Genomic DNA, 15,326 nt, shown 5'->3' with positions numbered 1-15,326 from the left:
AGGGACGCTGTCATCTCCGGCGATGCCCATTCCCTACTCACTACTCCCTACTCACTCATTTCTTCGCCCGTATCGCCGCCCACACCGTCGACGGCGAGGCCGGCATGGCGATGTCCACAATCCCCAAAGCGTCGGTGATGGCGTTGATGACCGCTGGCGGCGAGCCGATGGCGCCGGCCTCGCCACAGCCCTTGATGCCGAGCGGATTGCTCGGACACGGCGTGTTCGAGGTCGACACCTTGAATGACGGCAGGTCGTCCGCGCGCGGCATGGTGTAGTCCATGTAGCTCGCCGTCAGCAGCTGCCCGCTATCGTCATAGTGCGCGCCTTCCAGCAGCGCCTGGCCGATGCCCTGGGCGATGCCGCCATGCACCTGACCCTCGACGATCATCGGGTTGATGATGTTGCCGAAATCGTCCGCCGCGACGAACTGGACGATCTCGGTCGTGCCGGTTTCCGGATCGATCTCGACCTCGCAGATGTAGCAGCCCGCCGGGAAAGTGAAGTTCGCCGGATCGTAGAAGGCTGTTTCCTTCAGTCCCGGCTCCATGCCTGCCGGCAGATTGTGAGCGGTGTAGGCGGCAAGCGCCACCTGGAACCAGGGCAGGCTCTTGTCGGTGCCGGCAACCTTGACCTCGCCATTCTCGATGACGATGTCGCCCTCGTCGGCCTCGAGCAGATGGGCGGCGATTTTCTTGGCCTTGGCCTCGACCTTGTCGAGCGCCTTGGCAATTGCCGACATCCCGACCGCGCCCGAGCGCGAGCCGTAGGTGCCCATACCCATCTGCACCTTGTCGGTATCTCCATGGACGATCGAGACCGAGTCCAGTGGCACGCCAAAACGCTGGTTGACGAGTTGCGCGAAGGTCGTCTCATGGCCCTGGCCGTGGCTGTGCGAGCCGGTCAGCACCTCGATCGTGCCGACGGCATTGACCCGCACTTCGGCGGATTCCCACAGACCGACGCCGGCGCCGAGCGAACCGACCGCCGCCGACGGCGCGATGCCGCAGGCCTCGATATAGCAGCTCATGCCGATGCCGCGCAGTCTGCCCTGGCTGCCGGCCGCCGCTTTGCGCTTGGCAAAGCCGGCATAGTCGGACGCCTGTGTCGCCGCATCGAGTGAAGCTCCATAGTCGCCGGCGTCATAGTTCATGATGACCGGCGTCTGATGCGGAAACTCGGTGATGAAATTGGCGCGCCGCAACTCCGCCGGCGAGACCCCAAGTTCACGCGCGGCCGTCTCCATTGTCCGTTCGAGCAGATACGTGGCTTCCGGCCGCCCTGCCCCGCGATAGGCGTCGACGGGTGCCGTGTTGGTGTAGACGGTGCGCACATTGGCGTGGATCGTCGGGATGTTGTACTGGCCCGACAGCAGCGTCGCGTAGAGATAGGTCGGCACGCAAGACGAGAACAGCGACATGTAGGCGCCGAGATTGGCGATGGTGTCTACCTTGAAGCCGGTGATCTTGTTGTTCTTGTCGAACGCCATTTCGACCGTCGAGACATGGTCACGGCCATGCGCGTCGGTGAGAAAGCTTTCGGTACGGTCGGCGACCCATTTGACCGGGACGCCGGTCTTCTTCGACGCCCAAAGGCAGACGATCTCTTCGGGATAGATGTAGATCTTCGAGCCGAAGCCGCCGCCGACATCGGGCGCAATGACGCGCAGTTTGTTTTCCGGTGCGACATTGTAGAAGGCGCTCATCACCAGCCGCGCGACATGCGGGTTCTGCGACGTCGTCCAGCAGGTAAAATGGTCCTCGGCCTTGTCGTAATGGCCAAGGGCCGCGCGCGGCTCCATGGCGTTGGGAACCAGCCGGTTGTTGACGATCTTCATGCGGGTGACATGGGCCGCCGCCTGGATCGCCGCATCGGTCGCCTTGGCATCGCCGATCTCCCAGTCGAAGATAAGATTGTCCTCGGCTTCGGCATGGACCTGCGGCGCACCTTTTTGCAGCGCCTTGGTGGCATCGACCACCGCCTTCAATTCCTTGTAGGTGATCTCGACCGCTTCGGCCGCGTCGCGGGCCTGGCCCTTGGTTTCCGCCACCACGATGACGACCGCGTCGCCGACATAGCGCACCTTGTCGACGGCCAGCGGCGACCACGCGCCCATCTTCATCGGCGAGCCGTCCTTGGAATGGATCATCCAGCCGCAGATCAGGTTGCCGATGCCGTCGGCCTTGAGCTCCTTGCCGGTCAAGACGCCGATGACGCCGGGCATCGCCTGCGCTCGTCTGACGTCGATCTTCTTGATCTGAGCATGCGCGTGCGGGCTGCGCACGAAAGCGGCATGCTTCATGCCGGGAACCACCATGTCGTCGACATAGCGGCCGGCGCCGGTGATGAACCGTTTGTCTTCCTTGCGCACGACCCGAGCGCCGATGCCTTCAATGCCCATAGGAATTCCTCCGGAATAGCGAATAGTGAGTAGCGAATAGTGAACAGTGAGTAGGGAATTGTGCTCGGAGCGGTTCGGCTAAACCGACTACTCGCTATTCACTATTCACTACTCGCTTCTTTCTACGCCGCTTGTTTCACCCTGCCCTTCGGCGCCTTCGCCATCGTTTGCGATGCGGCAAGGATCGCCTTGACGATATTGTGGTAGCCGGTGCAGCGGCAGATGTTGCCTTCGAGCTCGGCGCGCACCGTCGCCTCGTCAAGGCCTTCGGGATGGCGCGCGATCATGTCGGTCGCGGTCATGATCATGCCCGGCGTGCAGAAGCCGCATTGTAGCCCATGATGTTCCTTGAACGCGGCCTGCATCGGATGCAGGTCGCCGCCATTGGCAAGCCCTTCGATCGTCACCACGGTCGACCCGGAGGCCTGCACAGCCAGCATCGAACAGGACTTCACTGCCCTGCCGTCGACATGCACGACGCAGGCGCCGCATTGAGAGGTGTCACAACCGACATGCGTTCCGGTGAGACCAAGATTTTCGCGCAGGAAATGAACCAGAAGCGTTCGGTCCTCGGCAGCGCCGCTGATCCGTTTTCCGTTCACGACAAACGAAACGTCCGACATGCATCCTCCCTGGGTATGACCTTGGTAGTCATGCTGCCGATGCGGCTTTGGCGCTCGGCCATGCCCTATTGGTACACTGCACAAAGCGCAAAAAACACACGGCGCTCATTGTACTTTCGGTCATGGACAAAACGAAAATCATGGGCCTGTCCGCCCCATTGCCAAAGAGCGAATAGGGGGCAACAATGCCCTCGACGCCAGCGCGCCGAGAGACATAAAACGGGCGCGCGCAGGAAGCGTCGGAGGATATCGGGAGGAAGCCTCTGGCCAGTTCACGGACGAGCTATGCATCCGGTCTGTCGGCGCTCACCACCGACGAGCCCGACGCCGATGCATTCGCCCGAGCGGTCGCCGCCGAGGCCGCAGCCATCGATGCCGGCTTTGCCCTGCTGTTCTTTTCCCAGAGCCTGCTTGATGCGAGCGTCCTTTCGCAAGCGCTGAAGACCCAAGCGCCGACGCTGGCCTACGCCGCCTGCTCGACCGCCGGCGAGATCACCCCGCAAGGCCTGGAGGAAGGTCATGTGCTCGCCATGCTCTTTCCCTCCGCGTCGTTTTCGGCGGTCAGCACCATGGTCGACAATCTCTCCTCGTCGGGCATGGACAGGATCACTGATGAAGTCGAGGCCTTGCGGCGGTTGCTGCGCGGACGCACCGGCAGTTGCCATGCCAAAAGCACCTTCGCGCTCTGCTTCATCGACGGCCTGTCCTTTGCAGAGGAAGCGGTGACCTCGGCCATCCATTGGGGGCTGGACGACATCCCGCTGATCGGCGGTTCGGCGGGCGACGATTTGAAATTCGAAACCACCAGGCTGATTTCGAACGGCAAGGTAGCGTCCGACAGCGCCATCATTGTGCTGATCGCCACCGAGATTCCGTTCCATGTCTTCAAGACCGACAATTTCATCCCCACCGACGAGAAGCTGGTGGTGACGGCATCCGATCCGGACCACCGCACCGTGCGCGAATTCAACGCCACCAATGCGGCTGAGGAGTATGCAGCCTCCGTCGGCATCGTTGCGCAGAACCTGACGCCGATGAGCTTCGCTTCGCACCCGGTGGTGGTGAAAGTGGGTGGCGAATTTTACTGCCGCTCGATCCAGAAGATGCATCCCGACGGCTCGCTGTCATTCTTCTGCGCCATAGACGACGGCGTCGTGCTGTCCATCGCCCAGCCCAAGGACATGGTGGAATCCACGCGCGCCGCACTGCGCGACGTCGAGCAACGGCTCGGCGGCATCGACATGATCCTCGGCTTCGATTGCGTGCTGCGCCGGCTCGATGCGCGCAACCGCCAGGTGTTCCGCGACATTTCGGAGCTCTACCGGGTCAACAATGTCATCGGCTTCGGCACCTATGGCGAACAGTACCGCTCGATGCATCTGAACCAAACCTTCACCGGCATCGCCTTCGGCGAACGCCAGGCGGCGGAATAGCCCATGCCGCTCAGGGACATCGACGACGTCGACAGGCTGAAGAAGATCAACGCCGCTCTGGTCAGCCGCGTCGAGCGCTCGATGGACCAGCAAGGCAATGCCTTCTCGCTGTTCCAGACCGCGATTTCACTTGAAAACCGCGTGCGTATGCGCACCGAGGAACTGCACTCGACCTTGCGCCGGCTGGAACAGTCGAACATCGACCTCAGCGCCGCCAAGGAAAACGCCGAGCTGGCAAACCTGTCCAAGACCAGGTTCCTGGCCGCCGCCAGCCATGACGTGCTGCAGCCGCTGAACGCCGCCCACCTCTCCGTCTCGGCGCTGGCCGAAGTGCAGACCAGCGACGAGGGCAAGAAGCTGGTCCGCCAGGTCGAGCGCTCGCTGGAGACCATGGAAGACCTGTTGCGCACGCTGCTCGACATTTCCAAGCTCGATGCCGGCGTGGTCCAGCCCGACATCGGCGATGTCAATCTGGAGACGCTGTTTTCCTCGCTGCGGTCGGATTTCCTGCCCGTGGCCGAGATGAAGGGGCTGGCGCTGAAGTTCCGCCCGGTCAGCGCCGTGGTGCGTTCGGACCGCACGCTCTTGCGCCGCATCCTGCAGAATATCCTGTCCAACGCTCTGCGCTACACCCGCTTCGGCGGCGTGCTGGTCGGCACCAGGCATCGCGGCGACACCATCCGCATCGATGTCGCCGACACCGGCTGCGGCATTCCCGAGGATCAGCGCGAGGCGGTTTTCGAGGAGTTCCATCGCGGCTCCGCCATTCCAGCCGATACCGGGATCTCCGGCGGCGGGCTGGGCCTGGGCCTTGCCATCGTGCGGCGCATGGCCGCCGCGCTCGGTCATCCCGTGACGTTCTCCTCGAGGGTTGGGCGCGGCACCATCTTCCACATCGACGTGCCGGTCGGCATCGGCGCCAGCGCCGACGCCATCGCCAGCCTTGCCGAGATGGAGCGGCCGCGCGGCTACGGCCTGTTCGGCACCAAGGTCCTGCTGGTCGAAAATGACGCCGACGTGTTGCAGGCGATGACCTTCCTGCTCGAGCGCTGGCAGTGCCTGGTGCGCGCCGCGACTTCGACCGAGGCTGCGATCAGCCTGCTTGGCGACACCGACTGGGTGCCCGACATCGTCATTGCCGACCAGCATCTCGACGACGGCGACCTCGGCACCGCCACCATCGCCGAAGTCCGCGATTATCTCGGCCGCGCCGTGCCGGCGCTGATCGTCACCGCCGACGGATCGGAGGCCGTCGCCAAGGCAGCCCGCGCCGCAGGCATAGAGCTGATGCGGAAGCCGCTAAAGCCGGCGCAGCTAAGGGCGCTGCTGGCGCATCTGCTGGCTTGAGCCCCATACCCTCCCCTCGATGGGGAGGGTCGGCGCGCAGCGCCGGGGCGGGGTGCAGCGCCAAGCTCCCCCACCCCGCTCCGCTTCGCGGATCGACCCTCCCCACAAGGGGGAGGGTAAAGATCAAAACCCGGCCTGATCGCGAAACAGCTCCGCATTGTCCAGCTTCGACACCTCAATCACCGCTTGCGTGCGGCTGTAGACGTTGAGCTTGCGCAGGATCTCCGAGACATGCGCCTTGACCGTGGTCTCGCCGACCTGCAGCTCGTAGGCGATCTGCTTGTTCAGCAGGCCCTGGCGCAGCATCTGCAGCACGCGCAGCTGCTGCGGCGTCAGTTTGGCCAGCCGCTGCACCATATCGGCGCGGTCGGCGCTGTCGGCGTCGGGCGGCTGTCCCTCATAGGTCTCCGGCACATAGATCGCGCCCTCCATCACCGAGCGGATTGCGGCCGCAAGATCGCTCTTGCGCGCCGATTTCGGGATGAAGCCGGCAGCGCCATAGGACAACGCCTCGGAGATGATCTTCGGCTCCTCATAGCCCGAGACGACGACCACCGGCAGCCGCGGATGGCGGGTCCTGAGTTGCAGCAGTCCATCGAAGCCATGGACATCAGGCATGTTGAGATCGAGCAGCGCCAGATCGAACGGTTTTATCCCACCCAGGAGATCGAGCGCCTCGGCGATCGAGCGCGCCTCCACGGTGTCGACTTCCGGATAGGCCATCTGCACGGCGCTGTGCAGCGCCTCGCGAAACAGCGGATGGTCGTCGATGATCAGAAACCGGGCGCGATCGTTGATTGCGGTCATGGTGTTCGTTTCAGTTCTCCGTGGGCACGATACTCCCGCTGGTATGGCCAGCTTATTGGCAAATAGTCTATCGCCATCTTGGTCCACGGAGCGCAGCCGACGCTTTTGCCAGCGCTGATGCCTTGCCCGGCGGTCCAAATCGGTCAAATGTGCCCTCAGTTGAAGCAGAGACCCGCGCATGACAGACTTCGTCCTTCCCCTGCCCGCAACCCCGTCGGTGGCCGTCGCCGGCTCTGCCGAGCGTTTTCCGGTGCGCCGCATCTTCTGCGTCGGCCGCAACTACGCCGCGCATGCCCGCGAACTCGGCAATGACGAGCGCGACCCGCCCTTCTTCTTCACCAAGCCGGCCGATGCGGTGGTCGATTCCGGCACCACGGTCCCCTACCCGCCTTTGACCAAAAACCTGCACCATGAGATCGAGCTGGTCGCTGCGATCGGCAAGGCCGGCTTCCGCATTCCTCGCGCGCAGGCGCTCGACCATGTCTGGGGCTACGGCGTCGGTATCGACCTCACCCGCCGCGACCTGCAGGACGAGGCCAAGAAAGCAGCCCGGCCGTGGGACTGGTCGAAGGCCTTCGACCGCTCGGCGCCCTGCGGCCCGTTGGTATCAGCCGCCAAATCCGGCCACCTGCAAAAGGGCCGCATCTGGCTCGCCGTCGACGGCGCGGTGAAGCAGGATGGGGACCTCGCCGAACTGATCTGGCCGATTGCCGATATCGTTTCGATCTGCAGCAGTGCGGTTGCACTACAACCGGGCGACCTGATCTTCACCGGCACGCCGGCCGGCGTCGGCGCGGTAGCGCCGGGTCAGACGATGACCGGCGGTGTCGACGGCATCGGCACCATCGAGATCACCATCGGCCAAGATTCGATGGGCAAGCCGTGATCCGATGAGCGATCTGGTCCTCCATAACTACTACCGCTCCTCCACCTCCTATCGCGCACGCATTGCGCTCGAGATGAAGGGCCTGACCTACGATTACGTGCCGCATCATCTGCGTCATGGCGACCATCTGGAGCCGGCTTACCTAGCGGTCAATCCGCAGGGGCTGGTGCCGGCGCTGATCCTGGGCGACGGCACGCTTTTGACGCAGTCGCTGGCGATCATCGAATATCTCGACGAGACCCATCCCGAACCGCCGCTGTTGCCGAAGGACGCGCTCGGCCGGGCGCGCGTGCGAATGCTGGCGCAGATGATCGCCTGCGACATCCACCCGGTGAACAATCTGCGCGTGCTGACCTCGCTGCGCACTTTGTTCGGCGCCGGCGACCAGGATGTCATCCACTGGTTTCGCCACTGGGTGAACGAAGGGTTCCAGCCGCTTGAAAAGATTCTGGCTTCATCGGATGAGACCGGCACATTTTGCCATGGCGACGCACCGGGCCTCGCCGACATCTGCCTGGTCGCCCAGATCGCCAGCAACGCCCGCTTCGGCGTCGACCTGACACCCTACCCCGAGATCTCGCGCATCCACGCCGCCTGCATGGCGCTGCCGGCCTTTCAGAAGGCAGCGCCGGAGAATCAGATAGATGCCGAATAGGCTCACAATGCCGGAGCAGAGCACGGAGAGTTGCCGATGAAAGCCGTCGTCTTCGAAAAATTCGGCGAAGCGCCGAGAATCCAGACCGTGCCGGATCCTAAACCGGCCGCCGACGGCGTCGTCATCAAGGTCGAGGCGACCGGGCTCTGCCGCAGCGACTGGCATGGCTGGATGGGCCATGACGATGGCATCACACTGCCGCATGTGCCGGGCCATGAACTGGCCGGCATCGTCGTCGCCGTCGGCAAGCAGGTCACCCGCTGGAAGGCCGGCGAGCGCGTCACCGTGCCGTTCTGCGTCGGCTGCGGCCGCTGCTTCGAATGCAATTCGGGCAATCATCAGGTCTGCGAACACCAGACGCAGCCGGGATTCACCGCCTGGGGATCGTTTGCCGAATATGTCGCTATCGAGCATGCCGACACCAATCTCGTACGCCTGCCCGAGGAGATGGAGTTCGCCACCGCCGCCAGCCTCGGCTGCCGCTTCGTCACCTCGTTTCGCGCCATTGTCGACCAGGGCCGGGTGACGCCGGGGGAATGGGTGGCGGTGCATGGCTGCGGCGGCGTCGGCCTGTCGGCGATCATGATCGCCAGTTCCATGGGCGCCAATGTCATCGCCATCGACCTCACCGACGAGAAACTGGACTTCGCCAGAAAGATCGGCGCCGTGGCGACCATCAACGCCTCGACCACGCCGAACGTGGTCAAGGCGATCAAGCAGATCACCAATGGCGGCGCGCATATGTCGATGGACGCGCTCGGCCACCCCACGACATCGTTCAACTCGATTGCCAATCTGCGCCGGCGCGGCCGCCATGTGCAGGTCGGCCTGATGCTGGGCGAACACGCCCGCCCGCAAGTGCCGATGGACAAGGTGATCGCCTTCGAGCTGGAAATCCTCGGCAGCCACGGCATGCAGGCCCACCGCTACCCCGCCATGATGGAGATGATCCGCACCGGCAAGCTCAAGCCCGAACTGCTGGTCGGCAAGAAGATCAGCCTTGATGAGGCGCCTGCGGCGCTGGTGGCAATGGGCGGGTTCGAGGGGATTGGCATTGGGGTGGTGACGAAGTTCTAGGGCGGAGTCGCCCTCCACCACCAAACTCCTAGCGCGCAAATTTCTTCGCCCCGAACACGCAAGCCACCACGCCGAGCGTCACGACCACCATCAGCGGGCTGACCTGCTCGTGCAGCAGCGACGCTGCCAGCGCCAGGCCGAAAAAGGGCTGCAGCAACTGCAACTGCCCGACGGCAGCGATGCCGCCTTGGGCCAGGCCGCGATACCAGAACACGAAGCCGATCAGCATGCTGAACAGCGAGACATAGGCGAGACCCATCCAGGCGTGAGAGCCGATGCCGGCGAAGGACGACGGCAGCGTCGCAAAGGTCAGAACCAGCATGATCGGCAGCGAGATCGCCAGCGCCCAGCAGATCACCTGCCAGCCGCCCAGCCTGCGCGACAATGCCGCCCCCTCGGCATAGCCCAGGCCGCAGACGATGATGGCGGCCAGCATCAGGCCGTCGCCGACAGGTGAGGCCGTCACGCCTTGCATCAGGGCAAAACCGGCGACCAGCGCGCTGCCGATGCAGGAAAACAGCCAGAAGGCCGGGCGCGGACGCTCGCCACCGCGCAGCACGCCGAAGATCGCGGTGGCCAGCGGCAGCAGGCCGACGAAGATGATGGAATGGGCGGAGGTGACGTGCTTCAGCGCCAGCGCGGTGAGCAAGGGAAAGCCGACAACCACGCCAAGGGCGACGATCACCAGCGACAGAAAATCGCCGCGCTCCGGGCGTTTCTGCCGAAACAGCATCAGCATGGCGAGACCGAGAAGTCCGGCAATCGCGGCGCGGGCCGAGGTCAGGAATATCGGATCGAAATCGGCCACGGCCACGCGCGTTGCCGGCAGCGAGCCTGAGAAGATCAGCACGCCGATGAACCCGTTCATCCAGCCGCTCGCGGTTTTGTCCATTCCAGGCTCCATTGCTTTCGCCCTCTATCGGGCAAGTGCCTATGGTGCAGCCAGAGACAATGCAGTACAATTCCGCAAAACTGTAATGGCTATCAGAGCAATACAGATGACCGAACTCATTTTGGAAACCGGCAATGCGCACCCTCCTGTCGCGACCACGCTTGTGGAAACTGTCATGGCGACCATCCGCCAGCGGATATCGGCGCGCAGCCTGACGCCAGGCGCGCGGCTACCTTCGATCCGCGCCTTTGCCAAGGCCATGCAGGTGTCCAAGTCGACCGTGGTCGAAGCCTATGAGCGGCTCGCTGCCGAAGGCGCGATACGCTCACGGCCGGGTTCGGGTTTTTATGCCGCCGGATCGCTGGCGCCACTGTCGCTGGCCGAGATAGGCCCGCGGCTCGACCGCGCTGTCGATCCGCTTTGGGTTTCGCGCCAGTCACTGGAAGCCGGCGACGAGATGCTGAAACCCGGCTGCGGCTGGATGCCGGCCTCATGGATGCCGCAGGGGGCCTTGCGCCGGGCGCTGCGCACCGTGGCGCGCGCCGACGATGTCGACCTAGCCGATTACGGCACGCCGCTCGGCCTGCCGCCGCTCAGGCAATTGCTCGCGCGGCGCATGGCTGGCCACGGCATCGAGGTCTCGCCCGAACAGATCATGCTGACCGAATCGGGCACGCAGGCCATCGATCTTCTGTGCCGCTTCCTGATCGAACCGGGCGATACCGTGCTGGTCGACGACCCCTGCTATTTCAATTTTCACGCGCTGCTGCGCGCCCACCGCGCCAAGGTCGTCAGCGTGCCCTACACGCCATCGGGGCCTGATATCGAGCTGTTCGCGCAGGCGCTCGCCGAGCACAGGCCGCGCCTCTACATCACCAATTCCGCCATCCACAACCCGACCGGCGCAATCCTGTCGCCGGTCACCGCGCACCGGCTGCTGAAGCTCGCCGACCAGTCGGACCTGACCATCGTCGAGGACGACATCTTCGCCGATTTCGAGCACAGTCCCGCGCCCCGGCTGGCGGCGTTCGACGGCCTCAACCGCGTCGTCCATATCGGTAGCTTCTCCAAGACGCTATCGGCATCGGTTCGCTGCGGCTTCATCGCGGCACCGCGCGACTGGATCGAGCAACTCACCGACCTCAAGATTGCCACCACCTTCGGCGGCGGCCGGCTGGCGGCCGAACTGGTGCTGACGCTGCTTAGGGACGGCAGCTACCGCAAGCACATGGAATTGCTGCGCGCGCGGCTTTCCCGCGCCATGGGTGAGACGGGCGCGCGCCTGAAGGCGATCGGCATCACGCCCTGGATCGACCAACCGGCCGGCTTGTTCCTGTGGTGCAGCCTGCCGGATGGCGTGGATGCGGCTGAAATTGCTCGCCGTGCATTGGCCGACAACATCGTGCTGGCGCCCGGCAATGCATTCAGCCTGTCGGGAACCGCCAGCCGGTTCCTGCGCTTCAACGTTGCCCAATGCCAAGACGAGCGGATTTTCAGGGTGCTCAAGGCGGCAATGGCGCGCTGAGCGCTCAGCGGGAGGCCGCGCAGACCTTCCGAACGCAATCTCGCAGCCAGCGTTGCGCCGGATCGGCATCGAGCCGTGGATGCCAGAGCATCGAGATGGTGACCTCCACCGTGGCGACCGGCAGCAGAAAGCTGACCATGCCGGCGCGTGCGCCTTGCGTGTGCCGTTCGGGCACGCTGGCAATAAGGTCCGAAGCGCGCGCCATGGCGAGTGCAGCCGAAAAGCCGGAGACCATGCACGCCACGGTTCGCTGCAGGCCGAGCAGCGCCAAAGTCTGATCGATCGGCCCTCTTTCCCGACCCCGCCGTGAAACGCTGATGTGGCGGCCGGCCGCGTAGCGTTCAGGCGTCACCGCGCCTTCGCTCAAGGGATGGCCGGCTCCTACGGCGCCGACGAACCGGTCACGGAACAGCGCCTGTATCAGCACTTCAGGTCCGGTCTCGCCGGCAACGCCGATTTCCAGATCGATCGCTGCGTCGCGCAACGAGGCGACATCCTTGTCGGCTTTCGGCGCAAATCGCAGCCGCACGCCCGGCGCCTCGGCCTGGATGCGAGCGACAAGACGCGGCCCGAACTCCTCGACGAACCCTTCATTGGTGCGCAGCGTGAAGATCTGGTTCAGCTTCGCGAGATCGAGAGGCCTGGCAGGGCGCAGCAACGTTTCTGCTTCCTGGACGACACGGCCGGTCTGCTGCCGCAATGCCTCCGCGCGCGGCGTCGGCACAAGGCCTCGACCGGCCCGAACCAGCAGCGGGTCGCCGGTCGCTTCGCGCAGTCGCGCCAGGGTGCGACTCATCGCCGAAGGGCTGAGCCGCAGCCGGGTTGCCGCGCGAGCCACGCTACCTTCGGTCAGCAGGACGTCGAGAGCGAACAGCAGATTGAGGTCGGGCGATGTCATTGGCGGATTGTAGCACATGCCATGGCGTTTGGTGCACGAATAAGATGCAAATGCTGCGCCTTCCGCCATTCCACCCTGACGACTAGATCTCCGACAGGTCCGGTTGCGGGACTGACAAGGAGGAAATCGCCATGGCAACTGCCGAGCAGAACGAGTGCGCAACGGCGCCGCAGAACACCCGGTCCGCAGGCCTGGCCCACTCTCCTGTCTTGGCATTGGCCAGCCTGTCGCTCGCCACGCTGCTGTCGTCGCTTGGAACCAGCATTGCCAGCGTCGGACTGCCTTCCCTCATGCAGGCGTTCGGTGCGCCGTTCCAGTCCGTGCAATGGGTGGTTCTCGCCTATCTGCTCGCCATCACGGCCCTGATCGTCAGCGCCGGCCGGCTGGCCGATATGGTCGGCCGCCGGCCGTTGCTGCTCGGCGGCATCGCGCTGTTCACACTGGCCTCGGTGCTCTGCGGCCTGGCGCCGACGCTCTGGCTGCTGATTGCGGCGCGCGCCGTGCAAGGGCTGGGTGCCGCGCTGATGATGGCGTTGACGCTGGCCTTTGTCGCGGAGACCGTGACCAAGGAGAGAACCGGCAGCGCCATGGGCCTGCTCGGCGCCATGTCGGCGATCGGCACGACGCTCGGACCCTCCCTCGGCGGCTTGCTGATCGCCGGCTTTGGCTGGCGGGCGCTCTTCCTCGTCAATGTGCCGCTCGGCCTCCTGACCTTTGCCCTCGCCTGGCTGGCCCTGCCTGCCCGCGGCAAGGCTGCGGGCGTTCAAGGCGGGTTCGACGCGATCGGGACGGTCTTGCTAGGCCTGACGCTCGCCGCCTATGCACTGGCCATGACGCTCGGCCACGGCCATTTCGGCGCCCTCAACACCGGCCTGCTGGTTGCCGCCGGCATCGGCGTCGTTCTGTTCGGCGTCGCGCAGAAGAGGGCGAAGAATCCCTTGATCCGGCTTGCCCGGTTGTACGACATCCGGCTCAGCGCCAGCCTCGCCACGAACCTCGTTGTCGCCACAGTGATGATGGCGACCCTGGTGGTCGCTCCGTTCTATTTGTCGCGAGGGCTGGGGCTCAATGCTGCGATGGTCGGCGTGGTCCTGTCGACAGGTCCGCTGGTCTCCGCGCTCTCGGCACTTATCGCCGGTCGCCTCACCGATCGCTTCGGTACCAACAGGATGATGATCGCCGGACTATTCGGCCTGGTCAACGGCACCTTGCTTTTGTCGCTCGCCGCAACAAAACTCGGCATTGCCAGCTATATCGTGCCGATCGCCGTCACCTGCTTCGGGTACGCCCTGTTCCAGACATCCAACAATGCCGCCGTCATGAGCGGTGTCGCTGCCGGCGAGCGCGGCGTGGTGTCCGGCCTGCTCAATCTGTCGCGCAATCTCGGCCTGATCACCGGCGCATCGCTTATGGGCGCCATTTTTGCGGCTGCCTCGACGGGAGAACGGCAAAGCCAGGACATGCTGACCTCAGCGGCAGCCGCGCACGGCATGCAGGTTACCTTTCAGACGGCAACGGTCCTGGCGGTGGCTGCGCTGTTGCTGGCACTGCTCTCGACCCGCGCCGGCGGCAGGCTGTCGGTGCGGCAACAGCCATCATGACCGAAGATAGGGAGCTTACGCTCCCGCCCGCTTGCGCCGCTCATAAAGCATGACCAGCGTTTCGGCGGTCAGCGCCGGCCTCTGTTCGCCCTCGATCTCGACCGTATTGGCGGCCTTCATCAGATACTGGCCCGGCCCCTTGTCCTCCACCGACAACAGCGTCGTGCGCAGCCGGATGCGTGCGCCGACCCTGACGGGCGCCAGGAACCGCACCTTGTCGAAGCCGTAATTGAAGGCGGCTTGCGTGTTTTCGGGGACGATGCCCATGCCCAGCGCCAGCGCGCCGATGATCGACAGCGTCAGATAGCCATGCGCGATCGTGGTGCGAAATGGGCTCTGCCGCTTCGCCCGCTCCGGATCGACGTGGATCCACTGATGGTCGCCTGTGCATTCGGCAAACTGGTTGATGCGGTTCTGGTCGACGGTCGTCCATTCCGACACGCCGAGCTCCTGCCCGGCCATCGCCCTTAACTGCTCGAAGGTCGGCGGCGTTTTCGGCCGTAGTTCCGTCATTCCTGCTTTCCCGGTGGCTCCCAGTGCCTCGGACCACGAACGGACGGCTCCTGTCAATTCGCCCGTTGCGATTCCGTTCCGCCATTTTCCGCCAAACAGCGTCCCTCGTCCATGCTCATGCGCCGCAACCGGCCCGCTCCTCTCATGGTTGCGTTGAGAGTCACTTCTTGTCATAGCCCGAGCGGATTTCCTCCATCGCTTCCTTGATGCGGCTGCGCAGGATTTCGATCGATTCGGTGCCGGATTTCTTGACCAGCTCGGCCACTTCGCCGGCATTTTTCAGGGCGGCTTCGAAGGATTTCCTGGCGAACTCCGCCTGTTTTGTCATCAGTTCCTGGGGATTGCCCGGCGCCTTGTAGCTCTGCGCCATGTCGCTGACTTCACGCAGCGTGTCCTGCAGCATCTCGCGCTGTCTGGACAACAATGAGGTCGCGCCGGCAGCTCCCGCCCGCGCCGATCTTTCCAGGGCCTCGAGGTTCTTGCGATGATGCGCGAGGATCGCCTCGACATTCGGCACCTTCAGGTCACGGCCGAACCGGCTGAACATGTCAAGGAACGAATCGGAGTCGGGTTGTTTGGCCATTGCTCGTGCTCCCCAGTGTCGCAAATGCTGAACCCTGTTCTGGACAATAGCACTCGCGCGCCGTGTGTCCATTCGGACGCCCAAG

14 protein-coding genes are annotated in these 15,326 nt (G+C 64.3%); 7 read left to right on the top strand and 7 right to left on the bottom strand.

Going from position 1 to position 15,326, the window contains the following annotated elements; all coding sequences use genetic code 11:
- Positions 1-55: 55 nt before the first annotated feature.
- A complete protein-coding gene (locus NKK50_RS03375; protein WP_023829891.1) occupies positions 56-2,401 on the bottom strand; it encodes a xanthine dehydrogenase family protein molybdopterin-binding subunit in 2,346 nt (781 codons plus the stop codon).
- 122 nt (positions 2,402-2,523) lie between these two features.
- Entirely contained in the window at positions 2,524-3,024 is a 501-nt protein-coding gene (locus NKK50_RS03370; protein ID WP_023672624.1) for a (2Fe-2S)-binding protein, read from the bottom strand.
- 248 nt (positions 3,025-3,272) lie between these two features.
- Between NKK50_RS03370 and NKK50_RS03365 the strand changes: the two genes are divergently transcribed.
- Positions 3,273-4,457 carry an FIST N-terminal domain-containing protein gene (locus NKK50_RS03365; protein WP_348524292.1) on the top strand — a complete coding sequence of 395 codons (1,185 nt, stop codon included), beginning with the start codon at positions 3,273-3,275 and terminating at the stop codon, positions 4,455-4,457.
- A 3-nt stretch (positions 4,458-4,460) separates the two neighbouring features.
- A complete protein-coding gene (locus tag NKK50_RS03360) occupies positions 4,461-5,804 on the top strand; it encodes a hybrid sensor histidine kinase/response regulator (protein ID WP_023805427.1) in 1,344 nt (447 codons plus the stop codon).
- A 123-nt stretch (positions 5,805-5,927) separates the two neighbouring features.
- On the opposite strand, the gene NKK50_RS03355 is transcribed toward NKK50_RS03360, so the two are convergent.
- On the bottom strand, positions 5,928-6,611 hold the full coding sequence (locus NKK50_RS03355; RefSeq protein WP_023672627.1) for a response regulator: 684 nt from the start codon (positions 6,609-6,611) through the stop codon (positions 5,928-5,930).
- Positions 6,612-6,789: 178 nt separating this feature from the next.
- Between NKK50_RS03355 and NKK50_RS03350 the strand changes: the two genes are divergently transcribed.
- Genes NKK50_RS03350 through NKK50_RS03340 form a run of 3 tightly spaced genes read left to right on the top strand, consistent with a single transcriptional unit; the run spans position 6,790 to position 9,229 of the window.
- Positions 6,790-7,497: a fumarylacetoacetate hydrolase family protein gene (locus tag NKK50_RS03350; RefSeq protein WP_023688173.1), complete on the top strand. Its 708-nt coding sequence runs from the start codon at positions 6,790-6,792 to the stop codon at positions 7,495-7,497.
- 4 nt (positions 7,498-7,501) lie between these two features.
- Positions 7,502-8,152, top strand: a complete 651-nt coding sequence (maiA, locus tag NKK50_RS03345; RefSeq protein ID WP_023688172.1) for a maleylacetoacetate isomerase — start codon at positions 7,502-7,504, stop codon at positions 8,150-8,152.
- 36 nt (positions 8,153-8,188) lie between these two features.
- Entirely contained in the window at positions 8,189-9,229 is a 1,041-nt protein-coding gene (locus NKK50_RS03340; RefSeq protein WP_352543104.1) for a zinc-dependent alcohol dehydrogenase family protein, read from the top strand.
- A gap of 28 nt (positions 9,230-9,257) precedes the next feature.
- On the opposite strand, the gene NKK50_RS03335 is transcribed toward NKK50_RS03340, so the two are convergent.
- Positions 9,258-10,121, bottom strand: coding sequence for a DMT family transporter (locus NKK50_RS03335; protein ID WP_023706042.1), 864 nt, complete (start codon positions 10,119-10,121; stop codon positions 9,258-9,260).
- 106 nt (positions 10,122-10,227) lie between these two features.
- Here NKK50_RS03335 and NKK50_RS03330 point away from each other — a divergent pair, with 106 nt between their 5' ends.
- Entirely contained in the window at positions 10,228-11,646 is a 1,419-nt protein-coding gene (locus NKK50_RS03330) for an aminotransferase-like domain-containing protein (RefSeq protein WP_023739060.1), read from the top strand.
- A gap of 4 nt (positions 11,647-11,650) precedes the next feature.
- Here NKK50_RS03330 and NKK50_RS03325 read toward each other — a convergent pair whose 3' ends face one another.
- Positions 11,651-12,544 (bottom strand): LysR family transcriptional regulator, encoded by an 894-nt coding sequence (locus NKK50_RS03325; protein WP_023691058.1) that lies wholly within the window; start codon positions 12,542-12,544, stop codon positions 11,651-11,653.
- Positions 12,545-12,675: 131 nt separating this feature from the next.
- Between NKK50_RS03325 and NKK50_RS03320 the strand changes: the two genes are divergently transcribed.
- Positions 12,676-14,145 carry an MFS transporter gene (locus NKK50_RS03320; RefSeq protein ID WP_352543103.1) on the top strand — a complete coding sequence of 490 codons (1,470 nt, stop codon included), beginning with the start codon at positions 12,676-12,678 and terminating at the stop codon, positions 14,143-14,145.
- 15 nt (positions 14,146-14,160) lie between these two features.
- Here the strand turns inward: NKK50_RS03320 and NKK50_RS03315 are convergent, their stop codons facing one another.
- Together NKK50_RS03315 and NKK50_RS03310 are read right to left on the bottom strand one after the other, a co-directional pair.
- Positions 14,161-14,658 (bottom strand): MaoC family dehydratase, encoded by a 498-nt coding sequence (locus NKK50_RS03315; RefSeq protein ID WP_023681725.1) that lies wholly within the window; start codon positions 14,656-14,658, stop codon positions 14,161-14,163.
- A 160-nt stretch (positions 14,659-14,818) separates the two neighbouring features.
- Positions 14,819-15,241 carry a phasin family protein gene (locus NKK50_RS03310; RefSeq protein WP_023672638.1) on the bottom strand — a complete coding sequence of 141 codons (423 nt, stop codon included), beginning with the start codon at positions 15,239-15,241 and terminating at the stop codon, positions 14,819-14,821.
- Positions 15,242-15,326: the final 85 nt, after the last annotated feature.

The sequence above is a fragment of the Mesorhizobium sp. M0001 genome, assembly GCF_040324255.1.
GTDB lineage: Bacteria > Pseudomonadota > Alphaproteobacteria > Rhizobiales > Rhizobiaceae > Mesorhizobium.
This window is presented reverse-complemented; position numbering and strand designations above follow the sequence as displayed.

Bases quoted from the DNA above. Each gene is read 5' to 3' on its own strand.
- NKK50_RS03310 (WP_023672638.1), bottom strand. From the start codon at position 15,241: ATGGCCAAACAACCCGACTCCGATTCGTTCCTTGACATGTTCAGCCGG.
- NKK50_RS03335 (WP_023706042.1), bottom strand. From the start codon at position 10,121: ATGGACAAAACCGCGAGCGGCTGGATGAACGGGTTCATCGGCGTGCTG.
- NKK50_RS03330 (WP_023739060.1), top strand. From the start codon at position 10,228: ATGACCGAACTCATTTTGGAAACCGGCAATGCGCACCCTCCTGTCGCG.
- NKK50_RS03325 (WP_023691058.1), bottom strand. From the start codon at position 12,544: ATGACATCGCCCGACCTCAATCTGCTGTTCGCTCTCGACGTCCTGCTG.
- NKK50_RS03340 (WP_352543104.1), top strand. From the start codon at position 8,189: ATGAAAGCCGTCGTCTTCGAAAAATTCGGCGAAGCGCCGAGAATCCAG.
- NKK50_RS03360 (WP_023805427.1), top strand. From the start codon at position 4,461: ATGCCGCTCAGGGACATCGACGACGTCGACAGGCTGAAGAAGATCAAC.
- NKK50_RS03370 (WP_023672624.1), bottom strand. From the start codon at position 3,024: ATGTCGGACGTTTCGTTTGTCGTGAACGGAAAACGGATCAGCGGCGCT.
- NKK50_RS03375 (WP_023829891.1), bottom strand. From the start codon at position 2,401: ATGGGCATTGAAGGCATCGGCGCTCGGGTCGTGCGCAAGGAAGACAAA.
- NKK50_RS03320 (WP_352543103.1), top strand. From the start codon at position 12,676: ATGGCAACTGCCGAGCAGAACGAGTGCGCAACGGCGCCGCAGAACACC.
- NKK50_RS03350 (WP_023688173.1), top strand. From the start codon at position 6,790: ATGACAGACTTCGTCCTTCCCCTGCCCGCAACCCCGTCGGTGGCCGTC.
- NKK50_RS03355 (WP_023672627.1), bottom strand. From the start codon at position 6,611: ATGACCGCAATCAACGATCGCGCCCGGTTTCTGATCATCGACGACCAT.
- maiA (WP_023688172.1), top strand. From the start codon at position 7,502: ATGAGCGATCTGGTCCTCCATAACTACTACCGCTCCTCCACCTCCTAT.
- NKK50_RS03315 (WP_023681725.1), bottom strand. From the start codon at position 14,658: ATGACGGAACTACGGCCGAAAACGCCGCCGACCTTCGAGCAGTTAAGG.